This window comes from Sphingobacterium sp. N143 (assembly GCF_030325625.1).
GTDB lineage: Bacteria > Bacteroidota > Bacteroidia > Sphingobacteriales > Sphingobacteriaceae > Sphingobacterium.
On the sequence record NZ_JACAIS010000013.1, the window covers coordinates 56,891 to 73,385 of the forward strand.

15 protein-coding genes and 1 pseudogene are annotated in these 16,495 nt (G+C 37.3%); 10 read left to right on the forward strand and 6 right to left on the reverse strand.

Features of this window, described 5'->3' with window-relative positions; all coding sequences use genetic code 11:
* Positions 1-49: 49 nt before the first annotated feature.
* From HX021_RS20805 to HX021_RS20835, 7 genes are all read left to right on the forward strand, one after another.
* Entirely contained in the window at positions 50-961 is a 912-nt protein-coding gene (locus HX021_RS20805; RefSeq protein ID WP_286592536.1) for an oxidoreductase, read from the forward strand.
* 59 nt (positions 962-1,020) lie between these two features.
* Positions 1,021-1,608: an LOG family protein gene (locus HX021_RS20810; RefSeq protein ID WP_286592537.1), complete on the forward strand. Its 588-nt coding sequence runs from the start codon at positions 1,021-1,023 to the stop codon at positions 1,606-1,608.
* A 221-nt stretch (positions 1,609-1,829) separates the two neighbouring features.
* Entirely contained in the window at positions 1,830-2,582 is a 753-nt protein-coding gene (locus tag HX021_RS20815) for an SDR family oxidoreductase (protein WP_286592538.1), read from the forward strand.
* A gap of 84 nt (positions 2,583-2,666) precedes the next feature.
* Positions 2,667-3,338 carry a succinate dehydrogenase cytochrome b subunit gene (locus tag HX021_RS20820; protein WP_286592539.1) on the forward strand — a complete coding sequence of 224 codons (672 nt, stop codon included), beginning with the start codon at positions 2,667-2,669 and terminating at the stop codon, positions 3,336-3,338.
* A gap of 95 nt (positions 3,339-3,433) precedes the next feature.
* Entirely contained in the window at positions 3,434-6,067 is a 2,634-nt protein-coding gene (locus HX021_RS20825; protein WP_286592540.1) for a sigma-54-dependent Fis family transcriptional regulator, read from the forward strand.
* 75 nt (positions 6,068-6,142) lie between these two features.
* Positions 6,143-6,748, forward strand: coding sequence for a DUF2652 domain-containing protein (locus HX021_RS20830; RefSeq protein WP_286592541.1), 606 nt, complete (start codon positions 6,143-6,145; stop codon positions 6,746-6,748).
* Between the two features lie 280 nt (positions 6,749-7,028).
* Positions 7,029-7,415, forward strand: a complete 387-nt coding sequence (locus HX021_RS20835) for a hypothetical protein (RefSeq protein ID WP_286592542.1) — start codon at positions 7,029-7,031, stop codon at positions 7,413-7,415.
* Positions 7,416-7,423: 8 nt separating this feature from the next.
* Here the strand turns inward: HX021_RS20835 and HX021_RS21760 are convergent.
* The 5 genes and pseudogenes from HX021_RS21760 to HX021_RS20855 all read right to left on the reverse strand — a co-directional run.
* Positions 7,424-7,633, reverse strand: a pseudogene (locus HX021_RS21760) (hypothetical protein); the annotation flags it as partial.
* Between the two features lie 177 nt (positions 7,634-7,810).
* Positions 7,811-9,409, reverse strand: coding sequence for an MFS transporter (locus HX021_RS20840; RefSeq protein WP_286592543.1), 1,599 nt, complete (start codon positions 9,407-9,409; stop codon positions 7,811-7,813).
* A gap of 13 nt (positions 9,410-9,422) precedes the next feature.
* Positions 9,423-10,478 carry an HlyD family secretion protein gene (locus HX021_RS20845; protein WP_286592544.1) on the reverse strand — a complete coding sequence of 352 codons (1,056 nt, stop codon included), beginning with the start codon at positions 10,476-10,478 and terminating at the stop codon, positions 9,423-9,425.
* Between the two features lie 13 nt (positions 10,479-10,491).
* Positions 10,492-11,736, reverse strand: coding sequence for a TolC family protein (locus HX021_RS20850; protein WP_286592547.1), 1,245 nt, complete (start codon positions 11,734-11,736; stop codon positions 10,492-10,494).
* Positions 11,737-12,174: 438 nt separating this feature from the next.
* Positions 12,175-13,056: a helix-turn-helix domain-containing protein gene (locus HX021_RS20855; protein WP_286592548.1), complete on the reverse strand. Its 882-nt coding sequence runs from the start codon at positions 13,054-13,056 to the stop codon at positions 12,175-12,177.
* A gap of 316 nt (positions 13,057-13,372) precedes the next feature.
* On the opposite strand from HX021_RS20855, the gene HX021_RS20860 reads away from it, so the two are divergent.
* Together HX021_RS20860 and HX021_RS20865 are read left to right on the forward strand one after the other, a co-directional pair.
* Positions 13,373-14,527 (forward strand): hypothetical protein, encoded by a 1,155-nt coding sequence (locus HX021_RS20860; protein ID WP_286592549.1) that lies wholly within the window; start codon positions 13,373-13,375, stop codon positions 14,525-14,527.
* Positions 14,490-15,317, forward strand: coding sequence for a hypothetical protein (locus HX021_RS20865; protein WP_286592550.1), 828 nt, complete (start codon positions 14,490-14,492; stop codon positions 15,315-15,317). Before HX021_RS20860 ends, HX021_RS20865 begins: the two co-directional genes overlap by 38 nt.
* Before the next feature lie 54 nt (positions 15,318-15,371).
* Here HX021_RS20865 and HX021_RS20870 read toward each other — a convergent pair whose 3' ends face one another.
* The gene (locus HX021_RS20870; RefSeq protein ID WP_182983844.1) at positions 15,372-15,518 is read right to left on the reverse strand and encodes a hypothetical protein; all 147 of its coding nucleotides are present in this window, start codon (positions 15,516-15,518) and stop codon (positions 15,372-15,374) included.
* Positions 15,519-15,728: 210 nt separating this feature from the next.
* On the opposite strand from HX021_RS20870, the gene HX021_RS20875 reads away from it, so the two are divergent.
* Entirely contained in the window at positions 15,729-16,373 is a 645-nt protein-coding gene (locus HX021_RS20875; protein ID WP_286592551.1) for a hypothetical protein, read from the forward strand.
* Positions 16,374-16,495 lie beyond the last annotated feature (122 nt).

Consider the following 16,495-nt stretch of genomic DNA (forward strand, 5'->3'; position numbering starts at 1 on the left):
GCAGCGTTTTGATCGACTAATTTTGTGTTTTATTTAAATTTTATCTTCTATGTGGACAAAAGACAATATTCCGGATTTATCGGGGCAGGTTGCTGTTGTGACTGGAGCAAACAGCGGCATTGGATATGAAACAGCAAAAGCGCTGTACGAAAAAGGAACTGAAGTCGTCATTGCAGCAAGAAATTTGGAAAAGGCAAATAACGCTATAAGAAAAATCAAGCTTGAAAGCAAAGTTGAAGGAAGGCTGAGAGTTTGTCGGTTAGATCTTGCAAGTCTCAGCCAAATCAGTGAGTTTTCTAAAATATTTTTTAACGAATATGACCATTTAGATATCCTTATTAATAATGCTGGTGTAATGTGTCCTCCTGCGTCGAAAACACTGGACGGATTTGAACTTCAATTTGGTGTTAATTATCTGGGGCATTATGCACTAACTGGGCACCTTTTACCCTTGCTTCGAAATTCAGATCAGGCAAGAATCGTTACGCTATCAAGTGGTGCAGCTACTTTGGTGGATGGAATCGATTTTGGGAACCTTCGTTTAGAAAAAAACTATGATCAATGGCGTGAATATGCGACGAGTAAATTAGCTAATATTCTTTTTACTTATGAACTCGACAGAAAATTGAAGAATATTAACTCTCCTATTATTTCTATAGCGTCTCATCCCGGGGTTACGCGCACTGATTTACAGCGATATATCCCTAGAGAGGAATTGGAAAATATGTTAACCGAATTTGATCATGTGATGGAACCTTGGCAAGGGGCTCTGTCTACGTTATTTGCTGCAACAGATAAGAACGTCAGGGGGGGGCAATTTTTTGGACCAGATGGAGAAAACGAATATACAGGTTTCCCGACGCTTTCCATGCACAGCTCAGCAGCAATGGAGAATACTTATTTAGCCGAAGAATTATGGGGTTACGCTGAAAAGGTCACAAATGTAAAATTTAACTTTTAAAAGATGGTAGTTATAGTAGGTGAAAAAACTAAAATAAATACAATTGAATTCGACTACTTATGCAAATAAATAGAATAACGGTTTTCTGTGGATCAAGTTCCGGATTTGAGATAATTTATGAGCGGCACGCGCAACTGTTAGGCGAAAAATTGGTCGCTCAAAAAATTGAGCTGATATACGGAGGTGCTGATGTTGGACTAATGGGAGAATTAGCTACCAGTGTCGTTAACAACGGAGGCAAAGTTATAGGTGTTTTGCCCCACTTTTTGAAAGATAAAGAAATCGCACATCGGAAATTGACGGAACTTATTTATGTCGATACCATGCATCAGCGGAAATTAATGATGAATGAGCTTTCTGATGGCATTATTGCTTTACCAGGAGGGTTTGGTACATTGGATGAACTCTTCGAGATGTTAACTTGGGCACAGTTAGGCTTACATCAAAAACCCATCGCTATTTTAAATATCGATGGTTTTTTTGATGATTTATTATTATTTATAGATACCATGATAAGAAAGGGCTTTCTCAAACAAATTAATAAGGAGTTATTATTGGTTGCAAATGATATTGACACTTTGTTTGAAAAACTATGGAACTATCAAGTGCCAAAGACTGATAAATGGATTAAAAAGGGGGATGTTTAGCTTTTTGTAAATGAATATTTCTGTTTCAAGTAAGATTTTAAGATTAACTACATTATACTTTTACTATATATGGTGACAGGTGTAGCGGAATCATTTTATTTAGGGAATTGTGATGATGGTGTTTTGTTTTATGTAGCTTATTTTCAGTTAATTGTGATTGATGGCATCTAGATTGAGTTTCTATGATCTATACAAAAATGTTAAATATAAAATATAAAAACATGAAAATTTTAATTATTGGAGGTACAGGATTGATCGGAACGAAAACTGTTGGTAAATTAAGAGCATTGGGACATGAGGTTATCGCAGCCTCGCCAAATACCGGTGTCAATACTATTACGGGCGAAGGCTTAGCGGAAGCTGTAGATGGAGCTGAAGTTGTGATTGATCTAGCCAATTCACCATCATTTGCAGATAAGGATGTCATGGAATTTTTTGAGACTTCTGGAAAAAATTTGTTAGCCGCTGAGATAAATGCTGGAGTCAAGCATCATATTGCTTTGTCTGTTGTAGGAACAAGTCGTCTGCAGGCAAGCGGGTATTTTAGGGCAAAACAAGTACAAGAAGATCTTATTGTCAAATCAGGTATTCCTTACACAATTATTCATTCCACGCAATTTTTGGAATTCTTAGGAGGTATTGTTGCATCTGCACAAGATGGAAACGTTATTAATGTGTCGACAGCTAAGATACAACCTATTGCTGCAGAAGACGTTTCTTCGTTTGTTGCTGAATTCGCACTTGGTCAACCAATCAACGGAATTGTAGAAATTGGGGGTCCCGAACAATTTGAACTAGCGGTTTTAGTAAAACAATATTTGATTAAAACGAAAAATTCCAAGGAAGTTGTTGGTGATAAGCACGCCTTATATTTTGGTTCGCCGTTAGATGAATTTACATTAGTGCCTGCTGAGGATGCAAAATTGGGTAAGCTGACTTTCGAAGAGTGGTTTAGCCTGGGTATTCAAAAATAAATAAGCAGAATCTGATCCAAGGGTATGATTGACCCTTGGATCTCGAATCAAATTTTTTATTGATCCTATTTAAAGATTATAATTATGAACAGTTTCTATAAAACTTTTACGAGTTCTTTGGGCCGAAAATTTACCATGGCATTGAGCGGACTGTTCCTCATCAGTTTTTTGCTCGTACATATGTCTGTCAACGCACTCATATTCTATAATGATGGTGGAGTAACCTTTACCATCGGAGCGCATTTTATGGCCACAAATCCCGTGATCAGAACTTTGGAAATCGTTCTTATAGCTGGATTTGTGCTTCATATTGTACAAGGGCTTCTATTGTGGAAAAAAAACAGAGACGCGCGCCCCATAAAATATGCTTATCCACTAGCAACACCCAAAATAAAATGGTATAGTAAGAGCATGACTCTTTTAGGGACACTTTTGCTTCTTTTTTTAGTGATACACACGTCCAATTTTTGGATACCCAATCGTATTCACCAGTTTCGTTATGATGAGGAGCTGCCTCTTTATGATCTGATGCTGGAAAAGTTTAGTAACCCTTTTGAAGTGTTGGTTTATTTATTTGGTTGTGTTTCCTTGTTTTGGCATCTATTGCATGGGTTTACTAGCGCATTTACTTCGCTAGGTATATCGCACCGACGATATAATGGTTTTATAAAATGGATGGGCACCAGCTTTTCAGTTATTGTGCCGCTTGTGTTGTTCTTAATGCCACTGTCCATTTATTTTAAGTGGATAAATTGATTAACAGATTGTGTATATTCGAAATTCGAAGGATAGCCTAATTGTCAACACATCAGTAATAATTGTAACCGTACTGCTGTACTATTATGTATAACATGAAAGCAAATAAAACAACCAATTCTAAAAATGATGTGTCCCAGCAGGGGATCGCATATTACCAAAAAGAACGAGAGATCTTGTTGGCATTGGGCAATGATTTGACTAAAGTTCGTGACAAGAATGATCTTATTCGGCTTTTTAAGAATGGTATAAAAGGCTTATATTTTATTACGCATACTATTGTCACCACTATCGATTATAAGGATGATACCTATCGTCCTTTCCTCCTTGACAATGATGGTTCTCCAATTCGGAACCACCCGCGTTACAGCGAAATGATAAAGGCACGTTTTCCCCTTAATGAACCATTTATTCAGGCTGTTTTGGATGCTGCGGAGCCTGTTTCATTTGTGTTATCGGATATCATGGACGATCCCAAAAGCCCAGAATTTCTACGCGTCAATTATGAAAAAGGCGTTCGGGAAATTTTAATGGCCAAATTGATGCGAGAGGGACGTGCTATTGGCTTCCTTCACATTTATACTGATCAAATAAATGGCTTTAGCCAAAATTTCAGAGATGTCATTGTCGGTATTATTCCCCAAATATCGAGTGCAGTTTCCAATATTGTAAAAAACGAAGAGCTACTTAAAAGGGAAAAGGAAAAGACTTTTTTACTCGAATTCAGTAGCCGAATGGCTGCTGTCCGAACAAAGGAAGAACTAACGGAGACTGTTCGGGATGTATTGAAGCAACTTAGTCCAAAGGGAAGTTTTGTTATTCGGCGAATCTCTGGCGATACGAAATCTCTCACAGAGCCCTACATTTATGATTTCGGTACCCATCCTGTACCGAAGGCCAAAGTGGATTGGTTTCAACAATTGCCCCTCAATGATGGTTTACAGAATCGTATTTTAGCGAGTGCTATTCCGTTGTTATTTAATGTAGACCGGGAGGTGCAGCGTGGTATTACTTCAGGTTATCTCCATTATTGGAGGTCATTGGGGATAGCGACATTTACAGGGATACGGTTGCGGAATGGTGAGACCAATCTAGGCCTGTTGTTATTGGAGACCGCCGAAATCAATATTCCTTTACTTCAGAGCATTTGTGCGCAGATCTCAACGGCTATTTCAAATACGCTGGCTAATGAACAGCTCGTTAAAAAGCAACAAGAGCAATCTTTTTTATTGGACTTCAGCAATGATATTACCCAGCTTAAAACAAAGCAGGACCTTCAGTCGGCTATTAGCAAGGTTTTGGATAAAACCCTATTCACGAGATTGTCTATGATCCGCGTGATCGAGGCAGATGGAATCCACTTATCTCCTTATATGTATGATGCAGCACTGTTTGCCAATGCACAAAACGATTTTAATAAATTGGCAAGCAACCTTATTACAATCGATGAATTATATACTGCTCAGGTGTTGTCCAGCAAGGAGGGACTTGTATTTAATGTTGAGGAGGAAATAAAAAAGGGAAACGATTATGCCCGATTATGGAAGACCACAGGGCGAAGAAACATGTATGGTCTGCCTTTGCGGATCGGTGATAAAAATATTGGTACGATATGGTTACTAGCAGATCAACTCAACAAAATGCTTATTAAAGGCATTTGTTCCCAGATTTCAATTGCCATCGATAATATTCGGGCAAACGAGCAATTATTAGCTTATAAAAAGAATCTAGAAATAGAGAATAATTATTTAAAAGAGCAAATCAAGACCATTTACAATTTTTCTGAAATTATTGGCAGTGGAGAGCCTATGCAGCAAGTGTATCACCTGATGTCGCTCGTGGCAAGTACTGGTACTAGCGTTTTGATTACAGGTGAAACCGGAACTGGAAAAGAATTGGTCGCCAGGGGCATACATACATCTTCGGATCGAAAAGATAAAGTCATGGTAAAAGTGAATTGTGCCGCTTTGCCCACCCACCTGATCGAAAGCGAATTATTTGGACATGAAAAAGGCGCATTTACAGGCGCCGTAGAACGCCGTATCGGCAAGTTTGAATTGGCACACCAAAGTACACTTTTTTTGGATGAAATTGGTGAACTTCCGTTAGAAGCGCAATCAAAATTGTTGCGAATCATTCAAGAACGTGAGCTGGAAAGAATCGGTGGTCAGCAGACCATCAAAATTGATGTAAGACTCATTGCTGCTACCAATCGTAATTTGGAAGAAGAGGTAAAAGCTGGACGTTTTCGGGCTGATCTATATTTCAGGCTGAATGTGTTTCCGATACATATACCGCCACTGCGTGAACGTCTCGAAGATATCGCACAACTTACCGATTTTTTTATACAAAAATATAGTCGCAATACGGGGCGTAAGATTAAGAAAATAATGCCGAAAGTAATTCTACAGTTGCGTGGTTATAGCTGGCCGGGAAACGTGCGTGAGCTGGAACACCTGATCGAACGATCTATTCTTTTGACCACAACAGAGATAATTGACCATATCGATCTTCCAAAGCCACATGTTGAGTCTGGGCAGGACGATCTACAGTTTCTAAACTGCTCACTTGACGAGCTGGAGCGCAATTATATTATTCAGGTGCTAAGGCGCTGTTCAGGGAAGATCTCCGGTCCGGGAAGCGCATCTGAAGTTCTTAAAATTCCCGGCAATACCTTGCACTCGAAAATTAAAAAACTACAAATTAACAAAAGCGAGTATTTTGCTTAGGATATTTTAAGTTTTATAAGACATGAAAGTATCTTAAACTATTGAAATCGTTGAGTTTGAGACATTGTAATTGAAATGAACTATTCTACCAAAGATAAGGATATTAAAAATGGAATTATTATTATCCCCGATATTAGTGGTTACACCCGCTTGGTCCACAATGTTGATCAGACAACAGGGAGGATAATAACTTATGAATTATTGTCCTCAATTATTTCAAATAATGAATTGTCGTTAAACGTATCTGAAATTGAAGGCGATGCCGTTCTTTTTTACAGATATGGGAACCAGCCGATTCTCGAAGAATTGGTTAATCAATTTGAACGGATGCTTAATAGCTTTAATAAAAAAGTCCAAGAAATTTCTTTAAGGATGGGCAAGGGATTAAGTCTATCATTGAAAATGATTGTGCATTACGGCTCTTTTTCCGAATATAATATTAATGGTTTTACAAAGCTTTATGGTGAAACAGTGATTGAAGCTCATCGATTACTTAAAAATTCCATTAATAGCGATTGCTATTTATTGATAACAGATAAGCTCTTCGATAATTGTAATTTTTCGAAAGGCTTACATCCCAATGGGCTTCAAGCGATGCAACTTTGTGAAGTTTACGGTGAGCTTAGAAATATTTGCTATTGCTATTACGATTATCAAAATGATAGCATTCTACCAGAATAGCAGATCCTCAGTCATAATACCTCTAGCTTTTAACACCCTTTTTTTTGGCATTTTTCATGTCGAGGGTTTTGTTTAGTTTCTACCATTAGTATTTTCCCAGTTTATAAAAGCTTTCAATCAAACAAACGACTAGCTAAGCTTTCTGGGGCATCTCCAGCTAAAGTCAATAATGATAAATTAAGGATACGTTCGATGTTTGATGGCAAAGATGATTACAATCTCAGATTTCTAGAAAAATTGCAGTCAGATAATGTTATTAATCAAGCCATCTTAACGATAAATGACTTCGCAAAATAGGGACTTTAAAGAGTTATTATTAGCCACGCCACGCCGATATTATCGGCCTGGCGTAATAAAGGCGGCAGATCTACCAACTCCCGCAAAGATAAAGGCCAATCCCGTAATCGTTGTTAATGGCAGCCATTTTAAAATAGGAGTACAGATTAAAATGAGTGCCAAAATTAAACTTATAACATTGGCAACGAATAAACTTTGTCTTTTTATGCTACTACTAGAATTGAAAAAATATGAAAAATTGATCGCTCGTAAAGCTTGTATCGAAAGAATGAAGCCAATTATAAACGGTAATGTAGGAACAACTATTTCTGCCCGAGATAAAAGAATTGAGCCGATAAGAGTGTTGATAAGACCACTTATAATCATGTAAATCAGATCTTTTTCCTGAATTTTATTCTTAATTGAAAAACAAATTTCAAAAATACCGCATACTAAAAATGAAATAGCTATTAAAGAGCAAAATTCTCCGTAGATCTCAGTAGGTATTATAATAATGTAAGAGCCAATCAATATCGAGGTAATGCTTGGTATCACCTCCGTAATCCTCAGTCTTACATCCGCAATGCATTTTTTTAAAAACAGGTTCATAATATAGCTGCTTCGTGTTTTTTTAATTAATCACTATTAATTGTCTATTTTTTATCTAGGTTATGGTTAAAAAAACTAAACTTAATGGATAATGTAACATTTAAGGATAATATCGTGTATTTTTTTATCAATTGTTTTCTAATAAATTTGAAAGTATATAAGTTGCTGTGCATAATGTTATTGTGCCCGAGATTTAAGTTTATTTTTCTCTGGCTTTTTTAGTTTTATGATAACTGCAAAACAGCATAATATAATGATTGTTGCTGAGGCTACTATTGCTCCGATCATGAAGATTGATCGTACGGCAAGTAATTGACTTTGCATTGCGGAGGATTTTGAAAGTAGCATATTGGAAATCCCTATTGCTTCACTTTTCCCTAAACCCTTTGAAGAAAGTAAGTTTTGATATAGACTTTGGCGCTGTGCCAATGTTTCATTATCTATTGTAAGTTTGCCTAGAAATTGGTACTTATAATTTTGGGTATAATAGAGTTGTAAGGTATATAAACCACTCATCGAAATTAATGTCGAACAGAACCTTGTATAAGCGCAGATAATTATCGCCGTCATTCCCGTGCTTTTTGGTACACTTGCCGAGCAGAATATAGTGATAGGAACAAATAGGAAACCACAGGCAAGCCCCTGGACGAAAATAGGCAAGCATAGCTCATTAAAGGAGAGGTCCGGCGTCAGGTGAAAATAAAGCCAGAGGTGATAAAGGCACAATAACGAAAAACCTACGAGTAGTAGTTTCGGTAAATTTTCTTTTTTTCTTAATATTAACCCTATTGCGATAAGTGTTGCTACGATGACCCCCAATATATTAAATAGTCCAGATTGGACAACATCAACAGCGTCCCAGCCAAGTACGGAAGCTGCATATCCATAGATCAGATTTATACTATCTTTCACACACCAGAATACAAGCATCAGACCAATGGCAAAAATAAACTTCGGATATTTAAAAACATTCATATCAATCAGTGGATGCCTGATTGTTGTCTTTCGATAAAAATATAAAGATAAAGCTGAAATAGAAAAAAAGGAAGCATACTGTACTGTTTGGTCTGACAACCAATATCTTTTAGGGCCATAAATAAAAATATATACCGCCGTCACTACTCCAAACGCAAATAATAGGCCGCCGATCCAGTCTATTTGATACAGAGGTAATGGTTTGCGGTCTATTGTGAGTTTAAAGAGAAGAATACAAATAACCATTGCGACTATTTGCAGCCCAATCAGTGCATAATAAAAAACGATCCAATCCCATCTTACCACGATCCACGAAGCGCCTATTCCGACAATTATGCCACAGGTTAACACCAATGAGAAAAAGATAGATACGCCGATCAAGGTGGCTTTTTCGATTGGCAGTGTAGAGAATAGAATAATCAATATACATGCAGCTATTGTACAGGTAACTGCCCCCATAAAAAAACGTAGGACGGAAAATAATACGAGATTCTGCGTTACCATGCATCCAAGGTTCAAAAATATTCCTATTAAAAATGCAATGATAAGGTAGTTTCTTGTATTAAAGTATCGTTGCGTCCTGAATTGTATTGGTAAAAACGAAATGATACCTGCGTAAGATATCTGAAAGGCGAACGAAATATCTTCGGACTGTGCTCCATAGAAAGATATGACATGAGCCTGTATGAGTCCGAAAGAGGCAAATTGTGCCATCCCAGCAAATAAAATCAAAATCAAACAAATTCTTGTCAATCCAGGGTATTTGTTAATCCATGTTTTAAAATAAATATTTGACCTCATGAGTTATAAAGTTCTAATTTTTTGCCTTCACCCTTACCTTGACATTCATACCTGCTTTAAGTACATCTGTATCCTGATCAGGTGCAAATTTTATTTTTACAGGAATTCGTTGGATAATCTTTACAAAATTTCCCGTTGAATTGTCTGCAGGCAATAAAGAAAACTTTGAACCAGTGGATGCCGATATGGCTTCGATTTTTCCTTTGAATATCTTGTTGCCTATCGCATCTACTTCAATTTCGACAGTCTGCCCCACATACATTCCGTTAACTTGAGTTTCTTTAAAATTAGCGATTATCCATTTATCGTGCGTATTTACGATAGATACCAGCGGTTGTCCAGCTTGTACCTGTTGTCCTTCTAAAATATTTTTTCTTCCGGTGTATCCGCTATATGGAGATGTAATGACCGTATAGCTCATATTGAGTTTGGCCAGATCTAACAATGCCTCGGCACGTTTCTTTGCAGCGAAAAGAGAACTGTATTTTGCTTGCAATTCGTTTACTTTCATATGACCTGTTTTTAGCCCGTTTACTGTGGCATTATAACTATTCTCGGCTACATCATATCGCGTTTTAACTTGCTCATAATCCGCCACCGTTACAGCATCTTCATTCAATAAATTTTTAAAGCGTTTTACGTCCTGTTCTTGCTGCCACAGGGTAGCTTTTGCCACCTTGATCTGGTCCTGATTGATTAAGGTTGATGCTTGGGCTGAATTGATGCTGGCTGCTAAGATTTCCTGTTGTGCCTTGGTGTCTTCCAACATTGCCTCTGCCTCTTTAACTTTTTGTGCGTATTCTCTGTCATCCAGTATTACAAGTGTATCTCCCTTTTCAACCTTCTGATGTTCTTCGAAGAGTACATTTTTTATAAATCCTCCCGCCCTCGCAGATACAGGATTAATAAATGATTCTATCTGCGCATCATTTGTATCTTCGTAGCGATTCGAGTACGTGATGTATTTTATGAAATAGACCACAGCAACGACTGATAAGATTAATACAGTGCAAGTCGTCATGATACCCATTATGGTAGCCGTTCTTGAATTTTTATTTTTTGGTTTCACGATTTTTTCTGTTTTAAATTTTTCCTGTTAAAAAAAGTAACCTGTAGTATATCGAAAGCGCGGCAATATTTGCCTGTATGTGATTAAATTTAGCCTCATATAAGAGGTTGTCGGCTTCAAGTAGATCCGTCAGCAAACTTAGCTGATTGGAATATTTTGCATTTTGTATTTTATAATTAGCTTCGGCCTGTATAATAGATTTTTCGATAACTGATATTCTGTCAATGGATTCAGTATATTTAATAAATAAAGTTGCTGCCTCTTGTTTTACATTCTCTTCAATCCATTCTTTCTGTTGTTTAAGCCCGTTTTCTCTCGTCATCGATGCGTACACTTTATTTTTGTTTTGATATAATGAAGATATATTATAGGATGCTTTTATGCCAACAAGTCCTACCGCCACAGTCTGTGGTTTAGGTGGAAACACAAAGGTATTGGGATAATTTAATCCGTAACCACCGAATAGACTAACGTTCGGAAGGTTGAATGATTTTACAATTTTGGTGCGGTTCCCCTGCAATTGAATGTTTTTCTGTATCTTCAAAATAGAGAATGCTTCTGCATAATTGCCGGTCATTTTTTTTACATCAATCAAATCAGGAAGCTCGAGTGAGGCTGTATCTGTAATTAAGACATTTGCAGTGTCTTCCAAATTGAGTAAAAGTTTTAGCCGTTTTATCCCGATTTGGTAATCATTTTTATTTGTCTTTTGACTCAAATGTATATTCGATAATGCCACATCTGCACGCAGTAAATCACTTCTTGTTACTTTTCCGTTGGCATAGAAGGCATTAATATTTTTAAATCGGGTTTGGGCTCTTATCGTTTGTTCCTTTAATAATTTTTCCTGATAATAATTACGTATTAAATCCAAATACTGTAGAGCAGTTTGTAAGCCAATTGATGCCTTCTGTTCATTGTGGTTTATAGCGGCTAGCTCATTTTTATGCTGTGCCTCATTAATGGTGAATGTTTGCCGCCCGCCGGTATATAGGTTAAATGAAGCTTCGATGCCTAGGGTGCCAGCATTGGCATTTGGAGGTTTTGGAATTGAGGTTGATTCGCCTAGCACTCCATCAAAAACGGTGATATCGCTATACCGCTGGTAGGATGCATTTGTAGCGACATGAGGCAATATTGCTATTTTTGCATCTTTTAAGTCAGCTAGACTAGCGGTTATTTCATTTCTGGACACCCCTAATAGTTTGTTAAAATCCTTCGACCTGTTCACAGCTTCAACAAATGATAATCTGATCATTGTACTGTCAAAAACCTGTGATTTAAGAACTCTTGGGATACATATCAAAAAGAAGAGTAGTATCGTGAATTTTGATTGTTTTACTTTGTGTATCATTTTTAGTTTCTATTTCCGTATGCCAGCTAGGGAGTTATCCCAAAATCATTGCTAAAAAAATCTTGACAAATTTACCTGCAGTTAATGTTAAAAAAGTATATATTTCCCCTTATTTGGTGGACAAAACACTTTTATGTTTATGGGAATTGAAAATTGGGGTTTGAGTAAAATCAGTATATCACTATTTTTAAGTACTGATATTATCAGTGCTAGATTTTATAGTGTTGTAGGAACTTGGAATTTTTGAGCAAGGTCTATTCTGTGAAGGCTATTTTAAGGAATGCTTTGTTAGATCGATTTCAGTGGGGGTGGAGGAGACAGATTATTCCATAGCCTTCAATTTTATTCTGCTTGTTTACCGAAAGCTTTAAAGTCTTTTCGAAATTGGCCGGGTGAGATCTTGGCCAACTTGCTAAAAATTCTGTTGAAATATTTAGGATCATCATAGCCCATCTCAATGGATATTTCTTTGATTGTGAGATCTGTATAACAAAGTAGGCGCTGGCTTTCCCTCAGTATTTCCTGCTGGATAAAGTAAGTCGCTTTGAAACCTGTCACCGCTTTTATCGTATCACTTAGGTAGGTAGTTGAATAATTCATTAATTCGGCATATTCGCTGGTTTTTTTTAGATCATGGTAATGTTTCCTTACCAGTCTTTTATACTTTTTTGTTAATTCCGATTTTCCTCGTGAGTGCTGTTTTGAAAAATATTCCGCAGTAGCCTGAAAGGAAGCAGCAATCTTATATATTCCAGGTCGTATTAAAGAATCGACTGCAGCCTTGTGAAAGCTCCTTAATGTACAGTCATTGTAAGTTGTAAAAAGGAGCTGGAAATAACGCTGATACCACTCAAAATCAGTCGATGAGAGGGAGAGTACAGGTTCCGAAAAAGAGGCGTCTTCAATTGTAAGGCGCACATGTTCATCAATGATCTTATTGTCCACAAAAAGTAACCAGCCCTGGCTATCGCTGTCAAAACTTATTGCACGTTGAATCTGACCGGGAAAGAGAAAAGCCAATTTTGTTTGTGTGACTTCTATTTTTTTAAAATCAATTAAAAGTTTCGCTTGGCCCCTCGTCAAAAAAAGGCATACAAAATGGTCATTACGGTGCAGCTTACTTATACTTTCTATAAATGACGAAATAAAAGTGTTATTGATCATCTCAATGCGTACGCCAGATATATTGTCTTTTAATTGCCATACAGGAATAGTACGTTTCATAGACTACTAATTTGATGTCACAAAATAATCAGTTTTTCAATATAAATCAATTATTGCTTGCATATTGGCGATTTCGGGCAATGAGACAATGCAATTCCGAGGCGAATTGACCACTTAAATAAAATCATAAAACTGAGTATAAGTGGATTTGAGACTTCTCAGCGTAAAATTCAAATGTTCAAAATAGTTCGAATTAAATGTTTATCGGTTTTCGAATCTGGATGGTCAATGTTATCAAAATTTCCATTTGGTAAGCAAACTTAAAATACTATTTATATATTCTTTTTGGGCAAATCAATTTTTAATCAAAAACACCATGCAGGAGATGAGGGATCTCTCTGCAAATGAGGTTGCAGGATTACAAGGAACCACTCCAATCTATTCAGGGGTCAAGTTACTGGGCTATTACAAAGAAGGAGATACTCCGGCACCAATTATTTATTATTTCTCACCAATCGATCCTGGCCCAGACGATGGAGGCAGCATTATTACTGCCGGCGGAATTAAATTGATTCATCATTTCGTCGGTAACGTAAATGTGCTATATTTTGGCGCTAAAGGTGTCGAAACGGGCGGACAGCCACCACACCCAGATGATTATCCTTATTTACAAAATGCGTTTAACTACTGTGCAGGCAAGGGAAAATGCATCAGCCTTCCGGGGCGCAAATTTTATACTTCAAAAACACTCAGTATACCACATGATAGCCTAGGAGGGGGCATTGTCAGCGAACAAGGGAGTAAATCCTATGTTAAATCCTGTATCGAATTGATGGCAAGCTCTACGGACCTATATACCATAAGAAACTACTCACAGAGAACCACATTTAAAGATGTGGCCATTAGGGGGCGATCGGTTAACATCGCAAATTCTGTAGCCGTACTGTTCAAAAGAGTCGATGAATACCCAAACTCCGGCGATCCATGGAAAGACGATCTGGAAAATAACACTGATGCGGTGATCGAAGGCTGTGACTTTGGCAATGCCGAGACCCATCTGGAATTTTGGGGACGTCAGGTCACCATTAAGCATAATACATTCAGCGGAGGTCATAATGCCATGGTATTTAAACAATTCAATACCTTAGGCAAATATGGCGGCAGCGCTAGAGGGTATCGGATATGGAACAATTTCTTCCATTCATTCGATAGTGGCAATGCCAATCGGGACAATTTCGCCTTGATCAACAATAAGACAACAGATGGTTATGGATTTGATATCATCGGCAACTTTAGCGATAGTTTTAATACCTTTTTTTTGGGTAATCTTGTCAATAGTCTTGTGACCGGTAATCTTGACTATACACTTTTAGGTTATTTTATTAAAGCTGGTAATATTATCAATAGCAATATTACGTCGAATAATGTCGATCATGCACAACGTTATTCAGATACTGGAACCAATCCGCCTTACAATTCCAAAGGTGCTGTTCATGCCGATAGGATTGATAAAACAATCATTAGTAACTAACAATTTCACGACCAGTTCAGGATCTTCCATCTTGTCCGAGGGAGTAACCAATTCCAAGATCCAGGGCAATACTTTTAATCGGTGGGGAGTAGCGACTGCGGCGCCAGTTGCCTGTATTGTATTAGACTCAAGTGCGAATACTGGATCTAAAAGTTATGGTAATGAAATCGATGGAAATACGTTTTATAACTCACTGAAAGTTGGCGGGTATTTATTGGAATCAGGGACCTTCGATACCAATAATTTCTGGGGAAATGGCAATCGTATCCGATTGGAGTCTCAGGCGACGTTGACAGCTTTGTTCAACACCCCTAATTTTAAGTTGTCCCAATCGGTAAGTTTTAGGCGTAATTTAATCGCTGGGGAAAATATTGGTGATGCAAATCATGACACTTTTAGTATCTCTGGTTTATATAATATAACAAATGATACCATAGCCGTAAGTATTATCGGTCTTCCGATTGGTGCAGCAGTTGCCGGTACTTTGAAAGTTGAGGTTGCTAATCTTTATGCGACACGTTATTACATGCCGTTTAGGTCATCAGGTAACGAGAATATCTATATTCAGAAAATCTCCAATAATATTGCTGGTGAATGGTTAACTATGATAACATCCAAAAATGAAGCGCAGGTCGATGCTGTAGGTGTAGTGAAACAATCTGGAGCTGTGGCCAATGTTACTTCTCAAAATGCGACGGATTTACCGACAGCCTTAACGTTGGTCAATGAATTAAAAGCCCAGTTTAATTTAAAGCTGGCATCTGATCGAGATAGTGGACAGCAGGCTTAGAATAAAAGAATAGAGGCCGCCTCATAAGTCAGTTATGAAGCGGCCTCTATTCTTTTACTTCGAATCCCCAGGCTTGTGCTTGTGTGGTTTCAGATCCGGATGTTTGGGTTTAGTGTCGGGTGTCACCCGTTGTCTTCTGTCGGGAGTGCCATCTTGTTTCTTAGGCTTTGGTCCCGGTTTGATTGCTTTAATTGTTTCCATTTTAAAATGTTTTTATCTAAAATACAATTAGATAAAACACAGATTTTATGGTATCCCGTAATGTCCAAATAGTATTGGTCACTGCTATCATTTCTGTTTTAAATTTGGTTTGAATAACCTTGTAGAGAGGAAGATATTTTGTCAATACTAAAATGGAATTCGTAAATTGAATGACGAATAACCGATGCATGTTAACTTAATCTAAGAACTATGAAAGAAAGCATCCTTGAAAAGATTAGTGACCTTGTGACTAAGGGGGTAGAATCCGAAGCTGAATGTGTCTATTTACTTACACAAAGCCGGAAGTATATGGAGCAGCAACGTATTTACGCATATCCAAATTTACGGATGCTCATCAATTGGACAGTTCATAGCAAATTGGATAATGCTGCTGTAAAGGAGTTTTTAGAAGATTTGAATGATTTTCTAGTGGATTCGGAAGTACGTGGCAGCCATGAGTTGTCTCCTTTTCCTGAATTAAAAAACAAACTTTCATTTGTGACTTCTTTGCAAAAAGAAATGGGGGATTTTTTGCAATCTATCGGGATTGATTCATTAATTTGTACCGATAATAGAAAGTTTAGAAGGTTTTTGGAAATATTTGGACACACTGTAGAAGATACTCCTCTGGTGTACAAGGCTAATCCACCTCTTTCCCATCTCAGTGAGGTTACATTTTCGAGAAGGCAGTCTGTCTTTTCAGAGGGAATGCCACCATCTTTCTCTTGGAAGATAAAAAATGGAACAAAGAATGTTATTAGGATCCATTCAAATATAATTGTTATTCCATTTGGAGCTTTTGAAATCTATAATGAGGTGTTTTCATTTGTAACCAACGATAGAGGATTAGATTGAACAATCTTAAAGTTTGGATTTCATAATGGTTTTCCGTAATCAATCTGAAGTTGCTACATTTGAGTGGACATTAAGTTAAGAGAATTTTAATAACTTAAGAGACTTATGTCAAGAGAAAGAAA

Bases quoted from the DNA above. Each gene is read 5' to 3' on its own strand.
- HX021_RS20850 (WP_286592547.1), bottom strand. From the start codon at position 11,736: ATGATCAGATTATCATTTGTTGAAGCTGTGAACAGGTCGAAGGATTTT.
- HX021_RS20830 (WP_286592541.1), top strand. From the start codon at position 6,143: ATGAACTATTCTACCAAAGATAAGGATATTAAAAATGGAATTATTATT.
- HX021_RS20835 (WP_286592542.1), top strand. From the start codon at position 7,029: ATGACTTCGCAAAATAGGGACTTTAAAGAGTTATTATTAGCCACGCCA.
- HX021_RS20865 (WP_286592550.1), top strand. From the start codon at position 14,490: ATGCCGATAGGATTGATAAAACAATCATTAGTAACTAACAATTTCACG.
- HX021_RS20875 (WP_286592551.1), top strand. From the start codon at position 15,729: ATGAAAGAAAGCATCCTTGAAAAGATTAGTGACCTTGTGACTAAGGGG.
- HX021_RS20815 (WP_286592538.1), top strand. From the start codon at position 1,830: ATGAAAATTTTAATTATTGGAGGTACAGGATTGATCGGAACGAAAACT.
- HX021_RS20810 (WP_286592537.1), top strand. From the start codon at position 1,021: ATGCAAATAAATAGAATAACGGTTTTCTGTGGATCAAGTTCCGGATTT.
- HX021_RS20825 (WP_286592540.1), top strand. From the start codon at position 3,434: ATGAAAGCAAATAAAACAACCAATTCTAAAAATGATGTGTCCCAGCAG.
- HX021_RS20805 (WP_286592536.1), top strand. From the start codon at position 50: ATGTGGACAAAAGACAATATTCCGGATTTATCGGGGCAGGTTGCTGTT.
- HX021_RS20840 (WP_286592543.1), bottom strand. From the start codon at position 9,409: ATGAGGTCAAATATTTATTTTAAAACATGGATTAACAAATACCCTGGA.
- HX021_RS20855 (WP_286592548.1), bottom strand. From the start codon at position 13,056: ATGAAACGTACTATTCCTGTATGGCAATTAAAAGACAATATATCTGGC.
- HX021_RS20820 (WP_286592539.1), top strand. From the start codon at position 2,667: ATGAACAGTTTCTATAAAACTTTTACGAGTTCTTTGGGCCGAAAATTT.
- HX021_RS20860 (WP_286592549.1), top strand. From the start codon at position 13,373: ATGCAGGAGATGAGGGATCTCTCTGCAAATGAGGTTGCAGGATTACAA.
- HX021_RS20870 (WP_182983844.1), bottom strand. From the start codon at position 15,518: ATGGAAACAATTAAAGCAATCAAACCGGGACCAAAGCCTAAGAAACAA.